Source organism: Pseudundibacterium arcticum (assembly GCF_042646465.1).
In the GTDB taxonomy this organism is placed as follows: domain Bacteria; phylum Pseudomonadota; class Gammaproteobacteria; order Burkholderiales; family Burkholderiaceae_D; genus Undibacterium_A; species Undibacterium_A arcticum.
Genome location: NZ_JBHRTP010000024.1, coordinates 121,220 through 143,402, shown reverse-complemented (window position 1 = coordinate 143,402; position 22,183 = coordinate 121,220). Strand labels below are relative to the sequence as shown.

At 56.6% G+C, this 22,183-nt stretch carries 17 protein-coding genes; 10 read left to right on the top strand and 7 right to left on the bottom strand.

Translation table 11 applies throughout. The features are described 5' to 3' along the window. On the bottom strand, nucleotides 1-912 hold the full coding sequence (locus ACFOFO_RS09270; protein WP_390331417.1) for a LysR family transcriptional regulator: 912 nt from the start codon (nucleotides 910-912) through the stop codon (nucleotides 1-3). Nucleotides 913-1,044: 132 nt separating this feature from the next. Between ACFOFO_RS09270 and gcl the strand changes: the two genes are divergently transcribed. From gcl to ACFOFO_RS09240, 6 genes are all read left to right on the top strand, one after another. Continuing rightward, the gene (gcl, locus tag ACFOFO_RS09265; protein WP_390331416.1) at nucleotides 1,045-2,826 is read left to right on the top strand and encodes a glyoxylate carboligase; all 1,782 of its coding nucleotides are present in this window, start codon (nucleotides 1,045-1,047) and stop codon (nucleotides 2,824-2,826) included. A gap of 31 nt (nucleotides 2,827-2,857) precedes the next feature. Continuing rightward, the gene (gene hyi, locus ACFOFO_RS09260) at nucleotides 2,858-3,637 is read left to right on the top strand and encodes a hydroxypyruvate isomerase (RefSeq protein WP_390331415.1); all 780 of its coding nucleotides are present in this window, start codon (nucleotides 2,858-2,860) and stop codon (nucleotides 3,635-3,637) included. Between the two features lie 72 nt (nucleotides 3,638-3,709). Further along, entirely contained in the window at nucleotides 3,710-4,597 is an 888-nt protein-coding gene (glxR, locus tag ACFOFO_RS09255; protein ID WP_390331414.1) for a 2-hydroxy-3-oxopropionate reductase, read from the top strand. A 108-nt stretch (nucleotides 4,598-4,705) separates the two neighbouring features. After that, complete coding sequence (locus tag ACFOFO_RS09250; protein WP_390331413.1) at nucleotides 4,706-5,974, top strand: glycerate kinase type-2 family protein; 1,269 nt, start codon at nucleotides 4,706-4,708, stop codon at nucleotides 5,972-5,974. A gap of 153 nt (nucleotides 5,975-6,127) precedes the next feature. Beyond that, on the top strand, nucleotides 6,128-7,555 hold the full coding sequence (gene pyk / locus ACFOFO_RS09245; RefSeq protein WP_390331412.1) for a pyruvate kinase: 1,428 nt from the start codon (nucleotides 6,128-6,130) through the stop codon (nucleotides 7,553-7,555). Nucleotides 7,556-7,750: 195 nt separating this feature from the next. After that, nucleotides 7,751-8,683: an urea transporter gene (locus ACFOFO_RS09240; RefSeq protein ID WP_390325929.1), complete on the top strand. Its 933-nt coding sequence runs from the start codon at nucleotides 7,751-7,753 to the stop codon at nucleotides 8,681-8,683. Nucleotides 8,684-9,031: 348 nt separating this feature from the next. Here the strand turns inward: ACFOFO_RS09240 and ACFOFO_RS09235 are convergent, their stop codons facing one another. The 5 genes from ACFOFO_RS09235 to puuE form a co-directional block, all read right to left on the bottom strand. Then, nucleotides 9,032-10,732 (bottom strand): methyl-accepting chemotaxis protein, encoded by a 1,701-nt coding sequence (locus ACFOFO_RS09235; RefSeq protein ID WP_390331411.1) that lies wholly within the window; start codon nucleotides 10,730-10,732, stop codon nucleotides 9,032-9,034. A gap of 165 nt (nucleotides 10,733-10,897) precedes the next feature. Further along, on the bottom strand, nucleotides 10,898-12,271 hold the full coding sequence (locus ACFOFO_RS09230; RefSeq protein WP_390325926.1) for an 8-oxoguanine deaminase: 1,374 nt from the start codon (nucleotides 12,269-12,271) through the stop codon (nucleotides 10,898-10,900). Between the two features lie 142 nt (nucleotides 12,272-12,413). Then, a complete protein-coding gene (locus ACFOFO_RS09225; RefSeq protein WP_390325924.1) occupies nucleotides 12,414-13,802 on the bottom strand; it encodes a nucleobase:cation symporter-2 family protein in 1,389 nt (462 codons plus the stop codon). 225 nt (nucleotides 13,803-14,027) lie between these two features. Next, on the bottom strand, nucleotides 14,028-15,785 hold the full coding sequence (locus ACFOFO_RS09220) for an allantoate amidohydrolase (RefSeq protein ID WP_390331410.1): 1,758 nt from the start codon (nucleotides 15,783-15,785) through the stop codon (nucleotides 14,028-14,030). Between the two features lie 72 nt (nucleotides 15,786-15,857). Continuing rightward, nucleotides 15,858-16,811, bottom strand: a complete 954-nt coding sequence (puuE, locus tag ACFOFO_RS09215; RefSeq protein WP_390328196.1) for an allantoinase PuuE — start codon at nucleotides 16,809-16,811, stop codon at nucleotides 15,858-15,860. 165 nt (nucleotides 16,812-16,976) lie between these two features. Here puuE and uraH point away from each other — a divergent pair, with 165 nt between their 5' ends. Then, nucleotides 16,977-17,330: a hydroxyisourate hydrolase gene (gene uraH / locus ACFOFO_RS09210; protein WP_390325923.1), complete on the top strand. Its 354-nt coding sequence runs from the start codon at nucleotides 16,977-16,979 to the stop codon at nucleotides 17,328-17,330. A gap of 43 nt (nucleotides 17,331-17,373) precedes the next feature. Here uraH and ACFOFO_RS09205 read toward each other — a convergent pair whose 3' ends face one another. Then, the gene (locus ACFOFO_RS09205; protein WP_390325921.1) at nucleotides 17,374-18,312 is read right to left on the bottom strand and encodes a LysR substrate-binding domain-containing protein; all 939 of its coding nucleotides are present in this window, start codon (nucleotides 18,310-18,312) and stop codon (nucleotides 17,374-17,376) included. 314 nt (nucleotides 18,313-18,626) lie between these two features. Here ACFOFO_RS09205 and ACFOFO_RS09200 point away from each other — a divergent pair, with 314 nt between their 5' ends. From ACFOFO_RS09200 to ACFOFO_RS09190, 3 genes are all read left to right on the top strand, one after another. Then, on the top strand, nucleotides 18,627-19,847 hold the full coding sequence (locus ACFOFO_RS09200; protein WP_390331409.1) for a urate hydroxylase PuuD: 1,221 nt from the start codon (nucleotides 18,627-18,629) through the stop codon (nucleotides 19,845-19,847). Nucleotides 19,848-20,019: 172 nt separating this feature from the next. Further along, on the top strand, nucleotides 20,020-21,261 hold the full coding sequence (locus ACFOFO_RS09195) for a M20 family metallopeptidase (protein WP_390325919.1): 1,242 nt from the start codon (nucleotides 20,020-20,022) through the stop codon (nucleotides 21,259-21,261). 437 nt (nucleotides 21,262-21,698) lie between these two features. After that, on the top strand, nucleotides 21,699-22,106 hold the full coding sequence (locus ACFOFO_RS09190; protein WP_390331408.1) for a tautomerase family protein: 408 nt from the start codon (nucleotides 21,699-21,701) through the stop codon (nucleotides 22,104-22,106). Nucleotides 22,107-22,183: the final 77 nt, after the last annotated feature.

The following is a 22,183-nucleotide window of genomic DNA, read 5'->3' as shown; positions in this document are numbered from 1 at the left end:
TCACTTACTCTGCAGCCAATAACCCGGTTGTGCATAAATCGCTTTCAGCGCGTCGATGAAGAAACGTGTTTTGGCCGGCAGGTGCCGCTGCTGTGGGTACACCGCCATGATGTCGTATTGTGGCAGCGCATATTCGTCCAGCACCGTAATCAACTCGCCCGAGGCCAGTTGCGCCTGAATTTCCCAGGTCGAGCGCCAAGCCAGTCCCAGTCCCTCGCTGGCCCAGTGGTGCAATAACTCGCCGTCATTGCAGTCGAGATTGCCGGCGGCTTTGACGATCACCGGCTTGCCATTGTCCTGAAAATACCAGCCGCGCTGCTGGCCACCCTGCAGATTGAAGGACAGACAATTGTGCTGGGCCAGATCGTCGAGCGTGCGCGGAATCCCGTTGCGGACGAAATAGTCTGGCGTGCCGCAGACCACGCGCCGATTGCTGGCTAGTTTGACCGCGACAAAGCTGGGGTCGATATTGCCGCCGATGCGGATGCTGAGGTCGTAGCCTTCACGCACTAGATCAACCACGCGATCAGTCAGGTTGAACGAAATCTGCACTTCGGGGTTGGCCTTGACGAAGGCCGGGGCATGCGGCGCCACATGCTTGCGGCCGTAGGCGGCCGGCGCCGACACGATCAGGTGCCCGGTCGCCTTGTGGCGGCCCTCGGAGATGAGCTTGTCTGCATAGCTGAGGTCGCTCAATAGCTTGCGGCAGTGGTCGAGGTACACCATGCCTTGTTCGGTCAATGTCAGGTGACGGGTCGTGCGGTGCATCAACTTGACGCCTAGCCGTTTCTCCAGGGCATCAATGCGGCGTCCCAGCATTACCGGGGTAATGGCTTGCTCCAGCGCGGCACGCGCCAGGCTGCCTTTTTCGGCCACATCGACGAAGGCTTCGATTTGCGTAAGTTTATCCATACAGAGATTATTCCATACGCTGAGTATCGAATAAAGCGATGTTTTGTCTTCTTATCAAAGAAGAGTTTTAACTATAGGATGCAAATCATCCAATCAGGTCTCTTCACAAATCAACGTATCCGGGGAATCAACATGGCAAAGATGACGGCAGCACAAGCAGCTGCATATGTATTAGAAAAAGAAGGCGTTAGCCAAGCATTTGGTGTTCCAGGTGCCGCAATCAATCCATTTTACTCTGCGCTGAAAAAGCAAGGCACCATCAAGCATATCCTGGCGCGCCACGTCGAAGGTGCTTCGCACATGGCCGAAGGCTACACTCGTGCCAAGGCCGGCAACATCGGTGTCTGTATCGGTACTTCCGGCCCAGCCGGTACCGACATGATCACCGGTTTGTATTCGGCCCAAGCAGATTCGATACCAATTCTGTGTATTACCGGCCAAGCACCACGTGCCCGTTTGTACAAAGAGGATTTCCAGGCTGTCGATATCGAATCGATCGCCAAGCCAGTCACCAAATGGGCCGTGACCGTGCGCGAACCGGCCTTGGTGCCGATGGTATTCCAGCAAGCTTTCCACCTGATGCGTTCCGGTCGCCCTGGTCCAGTGCTGATCGATTTGCCGTTCGACGTGCAAATGGCCGAAATCGAATTCGATCCGGACACTTACCAGCCACTGGAAGTCTATAAACCAAAAGCAACCCGCGCTCAAATCGAAAAAGCGCTCGCGATGCTGAACGACGCCGAGCGTCCGGTGATTACCGCTGGTGGCGGCATCATCAATGCCAACGCAGCCGATTTGCTGGTCCAATTCGCTGAATTGACTGGCGTACCGGTGATCCCGACGCTGATGGCATGGGGCGCGATCGCTGATGATCACCCGTTGATGGTCGGTATGGTCGGTCTGCAAACTAGCCATCGTTACGGCAATGCCACCATGTTGGCGTCCGACTTCGCACTCGGGATCGGTAACCGTTGGGCGAATCGCCACACCGGCTCGATCGACGTCTTCACCAAAGACCGCAAATTTGTCCACATCGATATCGAACCGACCCAGATCGGTCGCGTGTTCGGCCCGGACTTCGGTATCGTGTCCGATGCAGGCGCTGCGCTGAAACTGTTCATCGAAGTCGCGCAAGAATGGAAAGCCGCCGGCAAGCTGAAAGACCGTTCCGCCTGGGTTGCCGAATGCCAGCAACGCAAACGCACGATGCTGCGCCGCACCCACTTCGAAGACGTGCCGGTCAAGCCGCAACGCGTGTACGAAGAAATGAACAAGGCTTTCGGTCGCGAAACCTGCTACGTCAGCACCATCGGCCTGTCGCAAATCGCTGCCGCCCAGTTCCTGCACGTGTACTACCCGCGTCACTGGATCAACTGCGGGCAAGCCGGCCCGTTAGGTTGGACCATCTCCGCCGCATTGGGTGTCTGCGCTGCTGATCCGAAGCGTCAGGTCGTGGCTATTTCCGGGGATTATGACTTCCAGTTCATGATCGAAGAATTGGCCGTCGGTGCGCAGTTCAATATTCCTTACCTGCACGTGGTGGTGAACAACTCTTACCTCGGCCTGATTCGTCAATCGCAGCGCGGTTTCGACATGGATTACTGTGTTCAGCTGGCGTTCGAAAACATCAATGCGCCGGAACTCAACGGTTACGGTGTGGACCATGTTGCCGTGGTCGAAGGTCTGGGTTGCAAAGCGATTCGTGTCACCGACCCGGAACAGATTCAGGCAGCGTTCACCCAGGCCCGTGCCTGGATGGAAAAATTCCGGGTGCCGGTGGTGGTCGAAATCATCCTGGAGCGTGTCACTAACGTCTCGATGGGCACCGAGATCAACAGCATCAACGAGTTTGAACCGCTGGCGACCGAACCTGGTCACGCACCGACCGCAGTCGGAATCTCGATACTGGATTAAGATTAAGCATCAAGATATGAAGGAAATTAAAATGACAAAACTGGCCGCTAATTTGACCATGCTGTTTACCGAGCGTGCATTTCTGGATCGTTTTGAAGCCGCTGCGCAGGCAGGGTTCCGAGGCGTCGAGTTCCTGTTTCCGTATGCCTTCCATGCTGATCAGATTGCCGACAAGCTGAACCTGTATCAGCTGGATCTGGTGCTGCACAATTTGCCGGCCGGTAATTGGGAAGCGGGCGAGCGCGGTATTGCCTGCCATCCTGATCGCGTCGGCGAGTTCAAGGAAGGTGTAGACGAAGCGATTCGTTACGCCAGGGTACTGGGCGTCAAACAGCTGAACTGTCTGGTTGGCATCGTGCCACCGGGGGTGAGCCAGGAATCGGCCTATAACACGGTGGTCAGCAACCTGAAGTTTGCGGCTGACAAACTGAAGGCTGAGGGCATTCGCCTGCTGATTGAGCCAATCAACACTTTCGATATTCCCGGCTTTTTCCTGTCGCATACCAAACAGGCGGTCGAGATCATCAAGGCGACCGGTTCGGATAACCTGTTTGTGCAGTATGACATCTACCACATGCAACGTATGGAAGGCGAGCTGGTCAACACGATCAAGGCGAACTTGCCACTGATCAAGCACGTGCAGCTGGCGGATAACCCGGGCCGCTTTGAACCGGGCACCGGTGAAATCAACTATCGCTACTTGTTTGCGCAACTCAATGAAATGGGTTACGACGGCTGGATCGGTTGCGAATACAAACCGAAGGCGGGCACGGTTGAGGGATTGGGCTGGCGCGCTGCACACGGCGTTTGAGCGAGTACCACGGTCGCGCACGCAGTGTTCATCGACAAAAAATCGACATATTGACAAGTAACGGAGAAAATCATGGCAAAAATTGGATTTATCGGATTAGGCATCATGGGCGCGCCGATGGCGGCGAATTTGCAGGCGGGCGGACACAAGCTGTATCTGCACGACATCAAAAACCCGCCTGCGACGCTGATCGACGGGGGCGCCACGGTCTGCACCTCGGGTGCGGAAGTCGCCAAGCGCGCCGACATCATCATCGTAATGGTGCCGGATACCCCTCACGTCGAAGCCGCGCTGTTCGATGAGAACGGTGTCGCCAAAGGTTTGACAGCTGGCAAGATCGTGGTCGACATGAGTTCGATTTCCCCGATTGCGACCAAGGGTTTCGCCAAGAAAATCAATGCACTGGATTGCCAGTACCTGGATGCGCCGGTTTCCGGCGGTGAAGTCGGCGCCAAGGCGGCATCGCTGACCATCATGGTTGGTGGTTCCGAAGAAGCGTTCAATACCGTCAAACCGCTGTTCGACCTGATGGGTAAGAACATCACCCTGGTCGGTGGCAACGGCGATGGCCAGACCACCAAGGTCGCGAATCAGATCATCGTGGCGTTGAACATTCAGGCCGTGGCTGAAGCGCTGTTGTTCGCCTCCAAGGCAGGTGCTGACCCAGCCAAAGTGCGTCAGGCATTGATGGGCGGTTTCGCCGCATCGCGCATCCTGGAAGTGCATGGCGAACGGATGGTGAAACGCACGTTCAACCCGGGTTTCCGGATTGAATTGCATCAGAAAGATTTGAACCTGGCCTTGCAAGGTGCTAAAGCACTCGGCGTCTCTTTGCCAAACACGGCAATGGTACAAGAGCTGATGAACGCTTGCGCTGCCAACGGCATGAGTGGTCTGGATCATTCGGCCTTGTGCCGCGCAACCGAGCTGATGTCCAATCACGAGATTGCTCAAGCTTAAATTGTGATGCGGGGGCCGCCCGGCTCCCGCTGATTCATCTGGCCTGGAAAGCGCCTGGGGCATCCTGCCGCATTGGTCGCCACAGGCCTTTTATGAAAGTTTTCCGGCATGAGTACGCTTGCCCCCCGTCAATTTTTACGCGATTTATATTCCAGTGCAGTCAATGCCGTCAGTGCCGAGAAGTGTCTGCCGGCCTTTCTGCCAGAACCTTCACCGAATGGCCGTACGTTGGTCATCGGTGCCGGTAAAGGTGCCGCCGCAATGGCGAAAGCGGTAGAAGATCGTTGGCAAGGTGATATTTCCGGCCTGGTCGTCACGCGCTATGGCCATGGCGCTGATTGCAAGCGGATTGAAGTGGTCGAAGCTGCGCATCCGGTACCGGATGAAGCCGGTCGTGCTGCCGCTGGCCGCATGATGGAGATGGTGCAGGGCCTGACTGAAAACGATCTGGTGCTGTGCCTGATTTCCGGCGGTGGCTCGGCCTTGCTGGCCTTGCCGGCAGAGGGCATCACTTTGGCCCAGAAACAGGCGATCAATAAAGCGCTGCTGAAAAGCGGTGCGGCGATTTCCGAAATGAATTGCGTGCGCAAGCACTTGTCGGCCATCAAGGGCGGTCGCCTGGCGCTGGCCTGCGCACCGGCGCGCGTAGTGACCTTGCTGATTTCCGATGTCCCGGGCGACGACCCTGGCATCATTGCCAGCGGCCCAACCTTGCCGGACGCGACGACCTGCGCCGAAGCGCTGGCCATTTTGCGCAAATACGACATCGAAGTGCCTGCCAATATTCAGCAACATCTGGAGTCCGGTGCTGGCGAGACACCGAAACCTAGCGATCCGCGCTTTGCGCGCAATACCCACCATGTGATCGCGACCGCGCAAGAAGCGCTGGAAGCGGCGGCCGCCACCGCGCGTGCCGCAGGCATCACGCCGTATATTTTGTCGGACGGGATCGAGGGCGAGGCCCGCGATGTCGGTATCGTGCATGCCGCCATTGCCAAGCAAGTAGAGCAGCGCGGCCAACCTTTCAGCAAGCCGTGCGTACTGATTTCCGGCGGTGAAACCACGGTAACGGTGCGCGGCAAAGGCCGTGGCGGACGTAATGCGGAATTCTTGCTGAGTCTGGCAGTAGCGCTGGACGGACATCCGAATATCCATGCGATAGCCTGCGATACCGATGGCATCGATGGCTCGGAAGACAATGCCGGCGCCTTGTACCACCCCGACTCGGTAACCCGCGCCGCCGCCCTGGGTCTGCGCGCGCGGACCATGCTTGAAAATAATGATGGTTACGGATTTTTCAGTGCACTGGAGGACTTGGAAGTGAGCGGTCCGACGCGCACCAATGTCAATGATTTCCGGGCGATCTTGATTCTCTAAGCGCCAATAGTTCTCAGTCCCATTGATATCCATTCGACACGGCCGCAAGCGTATTTCTCACTTGCGGCCGTGCTTGCAAGTGGCATTTGAATTGCTGTGGTCAATGGGTATCGCAGCAAAAATGCCCAATAATGATGAAAAAGGAAAGACAAGATGCGACGTCAACGTAAGGCCAAAATCGTAGCGACACTCGGCCCTGCCAGTAACAGCAAGGAAGCGATTCTGGCGCTATTCGAAGCGGGAGCAGATGTGTTCCGTTTCAACTTCAGTCACGGCTCTCATCAGGATCATCAGGCGCGTTGCGATATCGTGCGCGAGATTGAACGCAGTGTCGGTCGTCCGATCGCCATTCTGGCCGACCTGCAAGGCCCCAAACTGCGCGTCGGCCAATTTGCCGAGGGCAAGATCACGCTGGCAGCCGGTGCCGAATTCGTGCTCGACCGCGACCCCACGCCTGGTACTGCGCGACGCGTATGCCTGCCGCACCCCGAATTGTTTGAAGTCATCGCGGCTGGCCAATCCCTGCTGCTGGATGACGGCAAGCTGCGCCTGGAAGTATTGGGCAGCGATGGCCACAGCATCCGTACTCGCGTCATCAATGGCGGAGTGTTGTCGGACCGCAAGGGCGTTAATGTGCCGGACGTGGTGTTGCCGATTCCCGCGCTGACAGAAAAAGATCGACGCGATTTGACCTTTGCGTTGGAAATGGGCGCGGATTGGGTCGCGTTGTCTTTCGTGCAGCGCCCGGAAGATGTACTGGAAGCGCGCGCCCTGATTGGCGACCGGGCCGGTGTGCTGTCCAAGCTGGAAAAACCGGCGGCACTCGATCGGCTCGAAGAAATCGTGGCCGTGTCGGACGCGATCATGGTCGCGCGTGGTGACTTGGGTGTGGAACTGCCGCCGGAGCGTGTGCCTGGCGTGCAAAAGCGGATTCTGCGCGTTTGCCGCAAGCACGGCAAACCGATCGTGATTGCGACCCAAATGCTGGAGTCGATGATTTCGGCGCCGGTACCGACGCGCGCTGAAGCTTCGGATGTCGCCAGTGCCATTTATGACGGTGCAGATGCTGTGATGTTGTCGGCTGAATCGGCCAGTGGTGCCTATCCGGTGCCGGCAGTGGCGATCATGGACCGCATCATCAACGAAGTCGAGCGCGATCCGCTATACCGCAACATGATTGATGCCCAGCACGAAGCACCATTGCCAAACCGCGGCGATGCGATTTGCTCGGCCTTGCGCGACGTCACGCAAATTGTCGGCGCGGTCGCCACCGTGACTTACACCACCTCCGGCCACACCAGCCTGCGCGCTGCACGCGAGCGGCCGATGGCGCCGATTCTGAGCATCACCCCGAAGCTGGCGACTGCACGCCGTTTGGCCTTGGTGTGGGGGGTACATTCCACGGTCAGCCCGGACGTACATGATGTGGATTCGATGGTGGCAGCAGCTTGCCGCACCGCGTTGAAAGAAGGGTTCGGGCAAGTAGGCGATCAAATCGCCATCACCGCTGGGGTGCCATTTGGTCAGCCTGGCACGACCAATCTGCTGCGCATCGCCGAGATCTGGCCGCCAGCCGCCTAAAGCAGTTTCTGCCGTAGGTACGGGAGCTAAGGTCGGGCCCGAGCAGCGCAACTGTATTGACTGTACGGTGAGCGTCGCAGATCCGAGATTGGCTCAGCACGTGCGGCAGAAACTGCTCTAACACCACTGTAGCCGTTTGATCGCTCCTGCCCGGCAGGAGGAGCGGGAGCGTTCGTCCAGATTTGTTCAGCCATCATGTTCAGCCAGCCTACCGATCTACCGACACGCCTGCAAAATACCGTTCTCAGCTTGCTGCAAAGCCTACTGGCAGGCATAGGACAAATCTATTTCCAGGCGGCGCCGCTGACCGGTGCTGTGCTCTTGTTGTGCCTGTACCTGAGTCGCCCGGTATTGGCGCTGGGCTGCCTGCTGGGCGCGATCGCTGCGACTGCGACCGCCTGCGTGGCAGGTTTTCCGAGAGAACAGCGACAACAAGGTTTGTACGGTTTCAACGCCGCACTGAGCGGGATCGGGCTGTGCAGTTTTTATCAATTCGAGCCGGCACTGCTGGCCTGGATAGTGCTGGCCGGAGTGCTGATGGCATTCGTCACGCATGCCTTCCTGCGCTGGTGCAAATTGCCGGCGCTGACATTGCAATTCGTATCGCTGATGTTGCTGGCAGCGGTCTTTGGGCCGCAATCGGGCTTGCATGGCTTGCCGCCGCTGCAAATGTCCGGCACCTGCAGCTTAGCCCTGCTGAATTATCCATTTTGCGTCACCGGGCAAATCGGCTTTATCAGTTCTGTGCCGCTGGGCATGCTGATGTGGACTGCCCTGGCGCATCATCGGTGGCATCTGGGTGCATGGGCGCTGCTGGGAGCTTTAATCGCCTGGTATGCACTGGTGCTGGGCAACAGCCTGTGGCCGCAGGCATACATCACAACGCAAGCGGCAGGCATGGGTACAAATTGCATCCTGGTGATGCTGGGCTTGAGCGTACACCAGCGCGCTTGGCCGCTGCGCGTTCTCGGTAGTGGCTTCAGCATCGTGCTGTGCCTGGTCTTCGGCACGATGGCGTTGCCGTATTTCACGCTGCCTTTTGTGTTGGCGACCTGGACTGTCTTACTGCTGTCCAGGCCGAGCCGGGTCCCTGAAAGCTTGCTGAAATCACGTCGCGCAAGGGCGTAAATAAATATACTCCCCAATAAATTTTTTAAAATATGGCGATTCCCGCAATTATTTAGCGGGATGTATTTATATACTGCCTACCAGTATATTGATTGCAAGATTGTTGCGAACACAAGCAGGATAGCCACAAAAATGTAACCTGCTAAGGTGGGCGAACAAATCGCGATTAGCGCTGACCTACCGTTTGGTCGGCCTGGTACGACCAATCTGCTGTGCATTGCAGAAATCTGTCCAGAAACCAAGTACGCAATTAATAAAAAAGGTCGGGGCAATCGTCCCGACCTCTTTTTTGTTGGTCTGCCCAGTCAGGGCAAAAATGCTCAGGTGCTACCAACTAGTTGCCAAGCTTTAAAATTCTTCCCAAACCGAACTATCGATGCCTGTTTTTGATGCAGCGGAAGACGTGCCCAGTTTGCGGACTGTCGCTGAGACGATCTTGGGCTTGGCCATCATGATCGGCTTTCTTGGGGCAAGTTTCGACGCCATCGTGCTGTGGCTGTCATTGTGGGCAAGTTTGAAGAAGCCCACCACTTGCGTCAGTTTGACGGCCTGATCCTGCATGCTTTCCGCGGCGGCGGCAGCCTGTTCCACCAGGGCGGAATTTTGCTGCGTCATTTCATCCATGTGGCCGATTGCACGGCTGATTTCTTCAATCCCTTCGCTTTGTTCATGGCTGGCGGCGGTGATTTCGCTCATGATATCGGCCACCCGTTTCACCGAAGTGACGATCTGATCCATCGTTTGGCCTGCTTCGTCGACCAGTTTGCTGCCCGCATCGACTTTTTCAACCGAATCGCCAATCAGCCCCTTGATTTCCTTGGCCGCTGCGGCCGAGCGTTGTGCCAGGTTGCGCACTTCAGTTGCGACCACCGCAAAGCCACGTCCCTGTTCGCCGGCACGTGCCGCCTCCACCGCGGCATTCAGGGCCAGGATATTGGTCTGGAACGCGATGCCGTCGATGACGCCGATGATGTCGACGATCTTGCGCGAACTATCCTTGATCGACCCCATCGTGTCGACCACGTTGCTGACCACGGTGCCGCCTTTCACCGCGAAGTCGGTGGCCGAGATCACCAGCTGATTGGCTTGGCGCGCATTCTCCGCATTTTGCTTGACGGTCGTGGTCAGTTCTTCCATCGCGCTGGCGGTTTGTTCCAGCGAGCTGGCTTGCGACTCGGTGCGCGAAGACAAGTCGGCATTGCCGCTGGCGATCTGGCTTGATGCGGTGGCAATCGTTTCGGTGCCAATGCGTACCTCGCCGACGATGCGCACCAGGCTTTCATTCATCGTCTTCAGCGCCTGCATCAGTTGCCCGATTTCATTCTTTGTTTTGACCTCGACGTTGGTGGTCAAGTCGCCATCGGCGACGCGTTTCGCTATGCCGACCGCCTTGATCAAGGGCACCGTGATGCTGCGCGAGACCCGAAATCCAACCAAGATCGATAAAGCAATGGCAGCCAGCGCCAGGATAGCGATGAACATGCGCGCGCTGCGTGATTCGGCGCTGGCGGTAGCACCGGCTCTGTCCATCAATTCGCCATGAAAAGCGAACATTTTGTCGAGCGCTATATAGTAGTCAATCTGGGGTCCGGAAAACTGCGTCAGCAGGTACTCACTTGCCTTGTCCTGCGAGCCTTCATTGAACAGTTTCAAGACAACATCCCGAGCGGGAAGATATTTTGCGCGCGCCTCGAGCGCCTCTTTCACAAAACGCTTGTCTTCTTCCGTGTCGGCCACTTTTTCTAGCTTGTCGAAGTTTTCATTGATGATCTGATTGGATTTTTCAATGATGGAGAACTGTTTCTTGATCTGGGCCGGATCGTTCAGCAGCATCATGTCGTGCATGGCTAACGCGGTTTTATTGACTTCGATCTGAATCAGATTGGCCATTACCGTCTTCGGATAACGGTTCTTGACGATGAGATCGATGCTGTCATTGAGTTTGCCGACCTGGGTGGTGCCGAGCAGGGTAATCGCAATCAACAATGTGATGACAATACCGAAGCCAATCGCTAGGCGCTGGCTGATTCTCGAGTTTGGGATGTTCATGTTCTTCTCTCTCTATTGAACCGCTATCTGGGGCTGGATGGATATGGGTTGCTGAGTGTCTCAGAAATTCAAGGTTGGCGCTGGATAGGCACGATCGATAGTTGGCATGATCAGAATGTACCGAGTGAGCGCATGATGTTTGCGGCATTCTTTTTTCAGAAGCGATTAGCGTGCTGCTTCTGCCAAGTTAAATGCAAGCTGGTTGTGGCGTTCGAGAACGACGGGTAAGTCCACCGACGCCAATTCGCCGTTGCGTACCACGACGCGGCCATTGATGATGCTGTAGGCGACGTTGGACGGGGTGCAGAACACCAGCGCTGCGACCGGATCATGCCAGGCACCGGCGAAGCCGATCTGATCGAGGCTGAACATCACGATGTCCGCCGCCATGCCGGGTTTCAGGGCGCCGATATCGTCGCGGTTCAAGACTTTGGCACCGCCCAGCGTCGCGATTTCCAGCGCCTGGCGCGCGGTCATCGCATCCGGCCCTGTCGTTTGCGAATGCGCGACACGCTGCAACAGCATGGCCTGGCGCACTTCGCCCAGCATATGGCCGGAATCATTCGAGGCGCAGCCGTCCACCCCGAGACCGACCGCGATGCCGGCATCAATCATCTTGCGGATCGGCGCGATGCCGGAAGCCAGCCGCATATTCGAGCAAGGGCAGTGCGCGATCCCGGTACCGGTGCGGGCGAACATGTAAATGCCATCATCGTCCAGCTGCACGCAATGGGCATGCCAGACGTCGTGGCCGACCCAGCCGCAATCTTCCGCGTATTCGGCCGGCGTCATATTGAATTTTTCTCGGCTGTACGCGATGTCATTGGCATTTTCAGCCAAGTGGGTATGCAGCGACACGCCGTGGCTGCGCGCCAGCAAGGCCGCTTCGCGCATCAGGTCGCGCGACACTGAGAACGGTGAGCAGGGCGCGACCACGATGCGCTGCATCGCATAGCGCTCGGCATCGTGATAGGTTTCGATCAGGCGTTGCGTATCTTGCAAAATCGCGCGCTCATCCTCGACCACGCGATCCGGCGGCAAACCGCCCTTGGATTGGCCGACGCTCATCGAACCGCGTGCCGCGTGGAACCGCATGCCGATTTTTTGCGCCGCTTCGATGCTGTCGTCGAGCTTGCAACCATTCGGATAAACGTACAAATGATCGCTGCTGGTGGTGCAGCCGGACAGCATCAGCTCTGCCATTGCGGTCAGGCTGGAGACGTGCACCATCTCCGGCGTCAAATTGGCCCAGATCGGGTACAGATTGGTCAGCCAGTTGAACAGTTCGCCGTTTTGCGCGGTCGGAATCACGCGCGTCAGGCTTTGGTACATATGGTGATGGGTATTGATCAGGCCCGGCATCACCACATGGTTGGTGGCGTCGATAATTTCATCGGCACTGTGCGGCAAATCGGCGCTGTTGCCGACTTGTTCGATCACGTTGTCACGGATGAAAATCGCGCCGTTGGCGATTTCGCGGCGATCGGCATCCATCGTCACGAGGACGCGGGCATTCTTGATGAGAAGAGTTTTCGTCATGGCAGGGTGGGCACCGCGGTTATGCGGTGCCGGATCAGAACATCAATAAAAAAGGGCGGAGGACAAGGGGGGACGGATTATCCGTTGCCACGTTGTCCTCCGCCCCATGCTGTGGTGCAGAGTGTGCCTAAATCAAAAAAAGTTAATGTTCGGAACTGTGTGCCGCTGCCATTGCATAATTTCTTACATCTTCTTCGGCGCCTTTGCCGTTGAAGAACAGGTTCAGCAATACGGCGCTGATGGTTGCCAGCAAGATGCCGCTGTCAACCACGGTGGACAACCAGTGCGGCAATTGATGGAAGAAGCGCGGTGCGACCAACGGAATCATGCCGGCGCCGATACTGATCGCGACGATGAACAGATTGTTGCGATTGTGATTGAGACCGGCGTTGCCCAAGATCTTGATACCGGTGGCCGCCACCATGCCAAACATCACGATGCCGGCACCACCCAGTACGAATACCGGAATCGATGCAGCCACATGGGCCATTTTCGGAAACAGGCCGAAGCCAGCCAGGATCAGCCCGGCGGCGACGCAGACGTAACGACTGCGGACACCGGTCACACCGACCAAGCCAATGTTCTGTGAGAACGAGGTGTAGGGGAAGGTGTTGAACACGCCGCCGATCACGGTGCCGATGCTGTCTGCGCGCAAGCCGTTCGCGAGTTCCTGGTTGCTGATTTTTTTGCCGGTCAGCTCGGACAGCGCCAGAAACATCCCAGTCGACTCCACCATCGTGACGATCATCACCAGGCACATGCCGACGATCGCGCCCAGATCGAAAGTCGGCATGCCGTAGTGAAATGGCGTGATGAACGCGAACCAGCCCGCTTCGCCCAGTCCCTCGAAACTGACTTTGCCCATGGCCAGCGAGATCACGAAGCCGAGCACCATGCCGAGCAAGACCGAGATATTGCCGAGAAAGCCTTTCAGATACTTGGTCATCAGCATGATAGACACCAGCACGATCAGCGCGATCGCGAGATTTTCCGGCGCACCGTAGTTCGGGTTGGCGACCATCGTTTTCGATGCGGCATCGAAGATGGTGGGTTGTCCGCCCGCGGCCCAGTGGATGCCGACCCGCATCAGCGATACACCGATCACCGTGATGATGGTACCGGTTACGACCGGCGGGAAATAGCGCACTGCACGGCTCATGAAGGGTGTGATGATCAGGCCGAATAGCCCGGATGCGATGACCGCGCCGTAAATGCTGAGAATGCCGAGGTCAGGGTTACCCGCCATCGCGACCATCGGGCCGACTGCGGCAAAGGTCACACCCATCATGACCGGCATGCGAATACCGAATTTCCAGATGCCGAGCGCTTGAATCAAGGTGACCAGGCCGCAACAGAACAGATCGGCATTGATCAGAAAGGCGATTTGGTCTTTCGGCAAATGGAGTGCGCCGCCGATGATCAGCGGTACCGCGATGGCGCCGGCGTACATCACCAGCACATGCTGCATACCGAGTGCAAATAGTTTTCCTGCAGGCAGCTTTTCATCTACCGGGTGGGTGGTGGCTTGCATTGTCTCTTCCTTGAATGGTGGAATATTTTATGTTTCTTGATCTGAACCAAGTTGTCCCTCTTGCGGGGCTAATAAATGCTGTGCCTGCAAAACAGGCTGTTTTGTCAGGCTTTGTCTGCGCCGTAAAAAAATACTGGTGAGATTATATTTTGTTGCGTCGCCTGCGACTGCCAGCCGCAGGCACCGCACATGAGGCGCCATCAGCCAACAGCAGCAGGCTCAAGCTCAGGGTTTGGGCTGAAAGTGGCGCAAGAAATCGAGCAAGATCTGGGCCGAGACTTCCGCATCGTCGGCCGTCATGGTTTCCAGCGGATTGTGACTGATACCGCCATTGCCGCAACGGGTAAACAACATCGCGACATCGGTCAATTTGGCCAGCGCCATCGCATCGTGTCCGGCGCCCGACGGCAATTCGAACGCCGGCACCCCGGCGCGTTCGGTGGCGGCAGCGAATTGCTGCATCAACCACGGTGCGCACGGTGCGGCCGGCTCCGACACTGCTCGGTTCAGCGTGACTTCGATATTGCGGCGCTGGCAAATCGCTGCGATCGCATTCACGATATCGGTGACTGCGGCGTCGCGCGTGGCATCATCTGCGGCGCGGATATCCAGCGACAATTGGCAAGCACCCGGGATCACATTGACCGAACCGTTCGGCACCTGCAACTGGCCGACGGTGCCGACCAGTGATGGTGCCTTGCCGCAGCGTTGCTCGACATACAGCACGATTTCTGCGGCGGCGGCGGCGGCATCCTTGCGCATCGCCATCGGCGTGGTGCCGGCATGGCTCGCCACACCTTTCAGGTCCACCAGATAGCGGGAGCTGCCGGCAATCGAGGTCACGATGCCGACTTGCAAATCGCGTCCCAGCAAGACCGGTCCCTGTTCGATATGCACTTCGACGAAGCCCAGCACATCGGCTGGATTGCGGGCGATGGCGGGAATCTGGGACACGTCGTGGCCGGCGGCGGTCAAGGCTTCGCGCATCGTCACGCCATCGGCGTCGGTCTTATCCAGCAGCGCCAGGTCGAATTGGCCGATGATGGCGTTGCTGCCGAGGAAGGTACTCTTGAAGCGGACCCCTTCTTCCTCCGAAAAACCGATGATTTCAAAATGGAAAGGCAGCTTTTCACCGCGTTCATGCAAATGCTTGACGATAGCAATCGGCAACAGAATACCCTCACGGCCGTCGTATTTACCGCCGTTGCGCACGGTATCGTAATGCGAACCGGTCAGCAGTGATTTGGCGTTCGGATTGTCGGAGAGATAGCGGCCGACCACGTTGCCGACTGCGTCGATTTCCACCTGCATACCCGCGTCCGTCATCCAGCTTGCGAGTTGCGCTGCGGTTTTGCGATGCGCATCGGTCATGTAAGCGCAGGTCAGGTTGCCCTCATCGTCGCTCCAGGCGCCGATGGTTTCCGACCATTCCATGATGGTATTGCCGAAATGTGGCGTGTGGCTGAGCAAGTCGTTCAGGCGCAACTCGGCGATGCGGCTGATCTGGCGCAGACATTCGGCCAGCTCATCTTCACGCTGGTTCTTGAAGCGGCGGGTGAAGGTGCTGATGATGGTTTGGCGGGTAAAGCCCTTGCCATCCGGACCCTTGACCGCGACGATGAAGGGGAAGCCGAACTTGGCGTTGTAATCGGCGTTCAGTTTGTGCAGCGTCGCGAATTCTTCCGGGCTGCAACTGTTCAGGCCGGCCTTGGCCTGTTCGCCAGTCGATTCCTTGGTCAATTCGCCGGCGATCGCGGCTTTACCCGCTAACTCCGGGTGGGCCCGGATCAGGCCGAGTTGCTCGTCTTCAGTGGCGTTGGCGGCCACACCTTGCAGCGCCAGCTTGAGCGCGGTCAGCGAGGCGAACGGGCGCTGCGTTGCGGCCCGTTGCGGGATCCAGGGTGAGTGTTCGTAAATGCCATGCAGGATTTCGACGAATTCGGTTGCTGTGCAGCTGTTCAGATGTTGCAGAGTTGTAGTCATATGCTCTCGAGGCAGGTCCCACCCGCCTTTGTCCTCGTCATGAATTGGATGGCGGGTGGGACCCGCCGGAGTTCATTTGGAGAAAGGATGTGTGTTGCGCCAATGTTCGGCAATGTCGATGCGGCGCGTGACCCAGACCTTGTCGTGCGACTGCACATAGTCGAGGAAGCGCGCCAGCGCGGCGGCCCGGCCTGGCCGTCCGACTAGGCGGCAATGCAGCCCGATCGACAGCATTTTCGGCTGGTTCAAGCCATTCGGATCGCCTTCTGTATACAGCACATCGAATGCATCTTTCAGGTAATCGAAAAACTGGGTTCCGGAATTGAAACCTTGCATCGCGGCAAAACGCATATCGTTGGTATCGAGCGTGTAGGGCACCACCAGATGCGGTTTGAGCGCCGGCTTGCCAGCCGCATCGGTGATCGCGACTTCTTGCCAGAACGGCAGGTCGTCGCCGTAATGGTCGGCGTCGTAGCTGAAGCCGCCATGTTCGACCACCAGCTTGCGCGTGTTCGGGGAATCGCGTCCGGTGTACCAGCCAGCAGGAGCGACGCCAGTCAACTCTTTGATGATCTGTACCGCTTCGGCCATGTGCGCGCGTTCGGTGGCCTCGTCCATGTGCTGATAGCTGATCCAGCGCAGCGCATGACAGGCGATTTCGTGGCCGAGTTCCTGGAAGGCGGACAGCGCTTCCGGATTGCGTTTCAGCGCCATCGACACGCCGAACACCGTCAATGGCAGCTTGCGTTCTTCAAACATGCGCAACAGCCGCCACAAGCCGGCGCGCGTGCCGTATTCATAGATCGATTCCATGCTCATGTGGCGCATTTCGAACGCTTGGGCGCCGATGATTTCGGACAGGAAAGTTTCCGAAGCCCGGTCACCGTGCAACACGCAATTTTCGCTGCCTTCTTCGTAATTCAACACGAATTGCAGCGCTACGCGTGCGCCGTCTGGCCATTGTGCGTGTGGCGGAGTGCGACCGTAGCCGATCAGATCGCGAGGGTAATTCTGGTACGTATCAATCACGCATCACCTGAAAATAACAGTTAATCAATGGTTGCCATAGAAGGCCTCGGCCATGTTCTTGTATTGCCATGGTTTGTATATGTTGGATAGTATATTGATCGACTTCTAGCGGTATATGATTTGGCTGATAGCTATTTTCAACGTGGCGATATAGGAGAAAAGATGGGAAAGCTCAGTACACATGTATTAGATATCACGCTAGGCAAGCCTGGGGTAGGTGTCAAGGTCGAGTTGTACGCGGTAGAAGCAGGCGGCAAGACTTTATTGAAAAGCGAAGTCACCAACCTCGATGGTCGCTGCAATGCGCCATTGCTGGAAGGCGCGGCGGTGAAGGTCGGCCAATACGAACTGGTATTTGCGGCCGGCGATTATTTCGATGCGCAAGGCGTTACTTTGCCCAGCCCGAAATTCATCGACCGCGTCACGCTCGCGTTCGGCATTGCCGATCCGGAACAAAATTACCACGTGCCACTGGTCGTCTCGCCATGGGCTTATTCTACCTACCGCGGCAGCTAACAGACGTGTAGGATGCAAGCAGGCTAGACAGCTGCCTGCGGCATCATTTCACGATCAGGGATTTGGCTGCGGCACTGATTTGATCGCGCAGCCATTTGTGTTCGGGCGCCTGATGTACGCGTTCGTGCCAGAGTTGATAGAAGCGCATCGGTGGAAATTTGATCGGTACCGTAAACGTCTTCAGCGGCAGATTTCTTTCGTAGAAGCGCATGTATTGCTTGCCGGTGGTCAGCACCAGATCGGTTTGCGTCAGCATGTGCGGCATCAGGCCGAAATAGGCGGATTCCACCACCACATTGCGATGCAGGTTCTGGCGTTCCAGGAAGGCATCGATGACGCCATGGTAGCCGGGCAGCATTTGCGAGGGCGCCACATGCGGCAGACTCAGGTAGTCCTCGACCGTCATCTTGTCGGCCCCGGTCCGTTTCGCATACGGACTGTCGGCCCGCATCGAACAGACGATCGGGTCTTCGAATAATTTCGACAAATGCAGGTGTTGCGGCGGTTCATCCCAGTTGGCAATCACCAGATCGAGGTCGCCATCGGACAGCAGGCGGATATAATCGACTTCAGCCCCAAGGCCGTGAATCACGATCCGGCTTTTCGGCGATTCGCGTCGCAGGCGCGCCACTACGGTTGGTAAAAACTGGATGTCCAGATAATCCGGCGCTGCGATATGAAAGGTTCGGCCCTCTTGTTGCGAGACGAAGGGTACTTTGCGCACGAACAGCAGTTCGGTTTCATCCAGAATCCGCTTGGCCGGTTTCATCAGGCTTTCGCCATGCAGGGTTGGCACCATGCCGCGCCCACCGCGCACCAGCAGTTGGTCGCCGGTCAATTCACGCAGCTTGCGTAGCGAGGCGGAGATGGACGGTTGCGGCTGGTTCAGCTTGACCGCGACTCGGGAGACATTCCGTTCACACAGTAGCAGATACAGTATCCGTATGAGATGCAAGTCGAGGTGGTCCGGTAAGTTTGCCATGGCTGTCTATATATCGAAATGAGTATTTTTAATATACGGCTATTCCGATGTAAAAAGCTATTAATAAGTTTATCTTGCATCGACTTCATAAATGCTGTTCCGGGCGTACGCTCGGATTGCACGTGCAGTATGGCAACAGATGGAGACCTGTCGCTGATAATGTCCAGTCCGGCTAGGAATTTGCCAGCGAAGCACTAAAATTATTATTCATTTCGGTCGCAGCGGAGCCTTTACAAGTTCGCGACCACTTTAGGAAAATTTTCCTTTCGTCTGAAGCGCCCGCGGTGGCAGACGAGCTTCAATCAGGAGGATACATGGAAGCTTTTTTGCTTACGTATGGCGTTGAGTGGCTCAATTTAATTGTGCGTTGGTTGCATTTGATCACCGGGATTGCGTGGATCGGTGCGTCGTTTTATTTCGTTTGGCTCGACAACAGCATCCGGCCGCCAAAACCGGGCTCGGAGCTGGCCAACAAAGGCGTGTCGGGCGAGTTGTGGGCGGTGCACGGCGGTGGTTTCTACAATCCGCAAAAATACCTGGTGGCGCCGCAAGAGTTGCCGCAAGAACTGCACTGGTTCAAGTGGGAAGCGTACTGGACCTGGCTGTCCGGTTTCACGCTGCTGTTCATCGTCTACTACTTCAATGCTTCGGCCATGATGATCGACAAATCGGTCGCCGATTTGACCAGTTGGCAGTCGATTGGCATTGGCTTGGGGACGCTGGTGGTGGGTTGGACCGTGTACGATTTGCTGTGCCGTTCGCCGCTTGGTAAGCGCGAAGGATTGCTCGGTATCATCATGTATGTGTTCATCGTTGCGGTTGCTTTCGTCCTGTCCAAACTCCTGAGCGGTCGTGCTGCCTACATCCACGTCGGCGCGATGATCGGTACCATGATGGTGGGTAACGTGTTGATGTTGATTATTCCTGGTCAGCGCAAACTGGTGGAAGCGATGAAGATCGGTCAATCACCGGATCCGATCCACGGGCAGAAAGCGAAACAACGCAGCGTACACAACAACTACTTTACGTTGCCGGTGCTGTTCATCATGATCAGCAACCACTATGCGATGACATACAACCATGCCTACAACTGGCTGGTGCTGGCAGTCATCATCGCAGCCGGCGTATTGATTCGCCACTTCTTTAACCTGCGCCACAAAGGCCAAGTGGCCTGGGCTTTCCCGGCGGCTGGTGTGGTCTTGTTGCTGGCAGTAGCGGTAGCGATTGCACCGAAGCCAACGGCCAAGCCGGCTGTTGTCGAAGGCGCGGCGCCTGCAATCTCGGATTTCGTGCGGGTTCAGGGCATCATCAGTCAGCGTTGCGCCACCTGCCACTCGGCCCAGCCGACACAGCCTGGTTTCGCGACCGCACCGGCCGGCATCATGTTGCAGTCGCCCGAATTGATTCATCAAAATGCGGCGAAGATTTATCAGCAGGCAGTACAGTTGAAAGCGATGCCGATCGGGAATCTGACCAAGATCACTGACGACGAACGCGCGGTCATCGGTGCCTGGTTTGAGGCTGGTGCAAAATAAGGCGGTAGATCACGGGTTGCGCGACGCAGACGGAAAATAGAGGACTATGAAAACTATTACCAACGACGTCATGCAACTCGCCACCGAAGCCTTTGCCCTTTTGTTGCAATAACTCGCGCAGCAATCCGGTCCCTGAGCTACCACTGTCATTTTTTTACTGAGAACTCAACCCATGAATAGCTACGAAAAACTCGACGCCTGGATCGACGCACACTTTGACGAGCAAGTGCAGTTTTTGCAGGAACTCATCCGCGTACCCACTGACACACCGCCCGGTAACAATGCGCCGCATGCAGAGCGAACGGCCGAGCTCCTGCAAAAGTTTGGGCTGGACGCCGAAAAACACCCCGTTCCTGAGGCCGAAGTTCGGGCGGCGGGCCTGGAGACCATTACCAATCTCGTGGTGCGCCGCAAGTACGGTCCGGGCAAAACGGTTCTCCTCAATGCGCATGGCGATGTGGTCCCCCCCGGAGACGGCTGGACCAAAAAACCCTACGGCGGCGAGATCGAAAACGGTAAAATCTATGGCCGCGCCGCAGCGGTGAGCAAGTGCGATTTTTCGACGTATACATTCGCGGTTCGGGCACTCGAAGCGGTTGCCAAACCTCAGGCGGGTAGCGTCGAGTTGCTGTTCACCTATGACGAGGAATTTGGCGGCGAAGTCGGGCCCGCGTGGCTGCTTCAGCACAAAATCATCAAGCCCGACCTGATGATTGCCGCAGGTTTTTCTTACCAGGTCGTCACCGCACACAACGGTTGCCTGCAAATGGAAGTTACCGTTCACGGCAAGATGGCGCACGCCGCCATTCCTGAATCGGGAGTCGACGCGCTGCAAGGAGCGGTGCATGTGCTCAATGCCCTATATGCCCAAAACATCCTGTACAAGCAAGTGCGCTCACAAGTCGAAGGAATCACCCATCCTTATCTCAATGTGGGCATGATTGAAGGCGGAACCAATACCAACGTCATCCCGGGTCGGGTCACGCTTAAGCTGGACCGCCGCATGATTCCTGAAGAGAATCCCGCCGAGGTGGAAGCCACCTTGCGGCAGGTGATCGCAGACGCTGCAGCAAGCATGCCCGGCATTACCGTGGACATCAAGCGGATGTTGCTGGCAAATGCATTGCAACCGCTATCCGGCAACAGGCCCCTGGTGGACGCCATTCAAAAGCACGGCAAACAGGTGTTTGGCGAAGAAATTCCGGCCTTGGGGACCCCCTTGTACACAGATGTACGCCTATTTTGCGAGGCGGGAATTCCCGGTGTCATTTACGGAGCTGGCCCCCGCACCGTGCTGGAATCTCACGCCAAGCGCGCCGATGAGCGACTCGATCTGGAAGACCTGCGTCGGGCGACAAAAGTGATCGCTCGCACCTTGAACGACCTGCTCGTCGAGTCGGCCGGTACTCGCTGACGACCCAGCCCCAATTAGTTGGGGCTAGGTCCCGCAAATTCGGCAGCGCTTGCCTCATTCTGGGCGCTTCGCTGTCAAACGCAGCGACCGGCTAATTACCGTGGCGGATTCAAGTCTGAAGTACCGCGTTGTCATGGGAGTCCAATCTTCTATACGGATTGCGCCTTCCGGGGGCGGTTCTAGGAATCAGTTTGGGAAAAGGAAGAGAGCATGGATTTCCTGCTCAGGCAAAGAGTGATCCTCAATACTTCAACATCATTGGCATGACAGCCAGCTCCAGGCCATTGCGTGCTGCAGCCAACACCGCTTACAAGTTGTTGACGCGCGGTCGCCCTTCCTGGGAATCGTGACCGTATCGCGCTTGGGTCAGTCCAACGCCAGAGTCATCCCCTTACAAATACACCTATCAACTTGATTACGTATTAAGAGAGTAAAACATGCCATTTATACGAGTTGCAGTAAAAAAAGGTACCAGCCCAGTCCAAAAAAAAGGCATCGTGGACGGTGTCCACCAAGCCTTGGTGGACAGCATCAACATGCCTACGGATGAACTTTTCAACCTGATCACTGAATATGAACCGGAAGATTTTTTCTACAACAGAAAATTCAACGGGATTGCACGCTCTGATAATTTGGTTGTCGTAGAAATTACCATGCGTCGCGGTCGCAGTGATGCAATGAAAAAAATGCTATACGCAAAAATTGCAGAAAACCTTGAGAAATATGCAGACGTCTCACCCAAGGATGTCTTTATTTTTACCCACGAGAACGATTACTCGGATTGGTCCGTCGGCAATGGTCAGTTTGCTATGGGACTAGTCCAACAACCAGGCACAGACGCCTGATTTTCTCGCAAAAATTAAAGTCGGCCGGAAGCCGTAGGGATTCGAAGTGGTTTTGCAATACTCTCGCTCTAAAGCAA

What these genes read in the sequence shown, in the direction of transcription:
- ACFOFO_RS09200 (WP_390331409.1), top strand. Translation starts at nt 18,627, where the DNA reads ATGGAAGCTTTTTTGCTTACGTATGGCGTTGAGTGGCTCAATTTAATT.
- ACFOFO_RS09220 (WP_390331410.1), bottom strand. Translation starts at nt 15,785, where the DNA reads ATGACTACAACTCTGCAACATCTGAACAGCTGCACAGCAACCGAATTC.
- ACFOFO_RS09205 (WP_390325921.1), bottom strand. Translation starts at nt 18,312, where the DNA reads ATGGCAAACTTACCGGACCACCTCGACTTGCATCTCATACGGATACTG.
- pyk (WP_390331412.1), top strand. Translation starts at nt 6,128, where the DNA reads ATGCGACGTCAACGTAAGGCCAAAATCGTAGCGACACTCGGCCCTGCC.
- gcl (WP_390331416.1), top strand. Translation starts at nt 1,045, where the DNA reads ATGGCAAAGATGACGGCAGCACAAGCAGCTGCATATGTATTAGAAAAA.
- hyi (WP_390331415.1), top strand. Translation starts at nt 2,858, where the DNA reads ATGACAAAACTGGCCGCTAATTTGACCATGCTGTTTACCGAGCGTGCA.
- ACFOFO_RS09250 (WP_390331413.1), top strand. Translation starts at nt 4,706, where the DNA reads ATGAGTACGCTTGCCCCCCGTCAATTTTTACGCGATTTATATTCCAGT.
- glxR (WP_390331414.1), top strand. Translation starts at nt 3,710, where the DNA reads ATGGCAAAAATTGGATTTATCGGATTAGGCATCATGGGCGCGCCGATG.
- ACFOFO_RS09190 (WP_390331408.1), top strand. Translation starts at nt 21,699, where the DNA reads ATGCCATTTATACGAGTTGCAGTAAAAAAAGGTACCAGCCCAGTCCAA.
- ACFOFO_RS09235 (WP_390331411.1), bottom strand. Translation starts at nt 10,732, where the DNA reads ATGAACATCCCAAACTCGAGAATCAGCCAGCGCCTAGCGATTGGCTTC.
- ACFOFO_RS09270 (WP_390331417.1), bottom strand. Translation starts at nt 912, where the DNA reads ATGGATAAACTTACGCAAATCGAAGCCTTCGTCGATGTGGCCGAAAAA.
- uraH (WP_390325923.1), top strand. Translation starts at nt 16,977, where the DNA reads ATGGGAAAGCTCAGTACACATGTATTAGATATCACGCTAGGCAAGCCT.
- ACFOFO_RS09240 (WP_390325929.1), top strand. Translation starts at nt 7,751, where the DNA reads ATGTTCAGCCAGCCTACCGATCTACCGACACGCCTGCAAAATACCGTT.
- ACFOFO_RS09230 (WP_390325926.1), bottom strand. Translation starts at nt 12,271, where the DNA reads ATGACGAAAACTCTTCTCATCAAGAATGCCCGCGTCCTCGTGACGATG.
- ACFOFO_RS09195 (WP_390325919.1), top strand. Translation starts at nt 20,020, where the DNA reads ATGAATAGCTACGAAAAACTCGACGCCTGGATCGACGCACACTTTGAC.
- ACFOFO_RS09225 (WP_390325924.1), bottom strand. Translation starts at nt 13,802, where the DNA reads ATGCAAGCCACCACCCACCCGGTAGATGAAAAGCTGCCTGCAGGAAAA.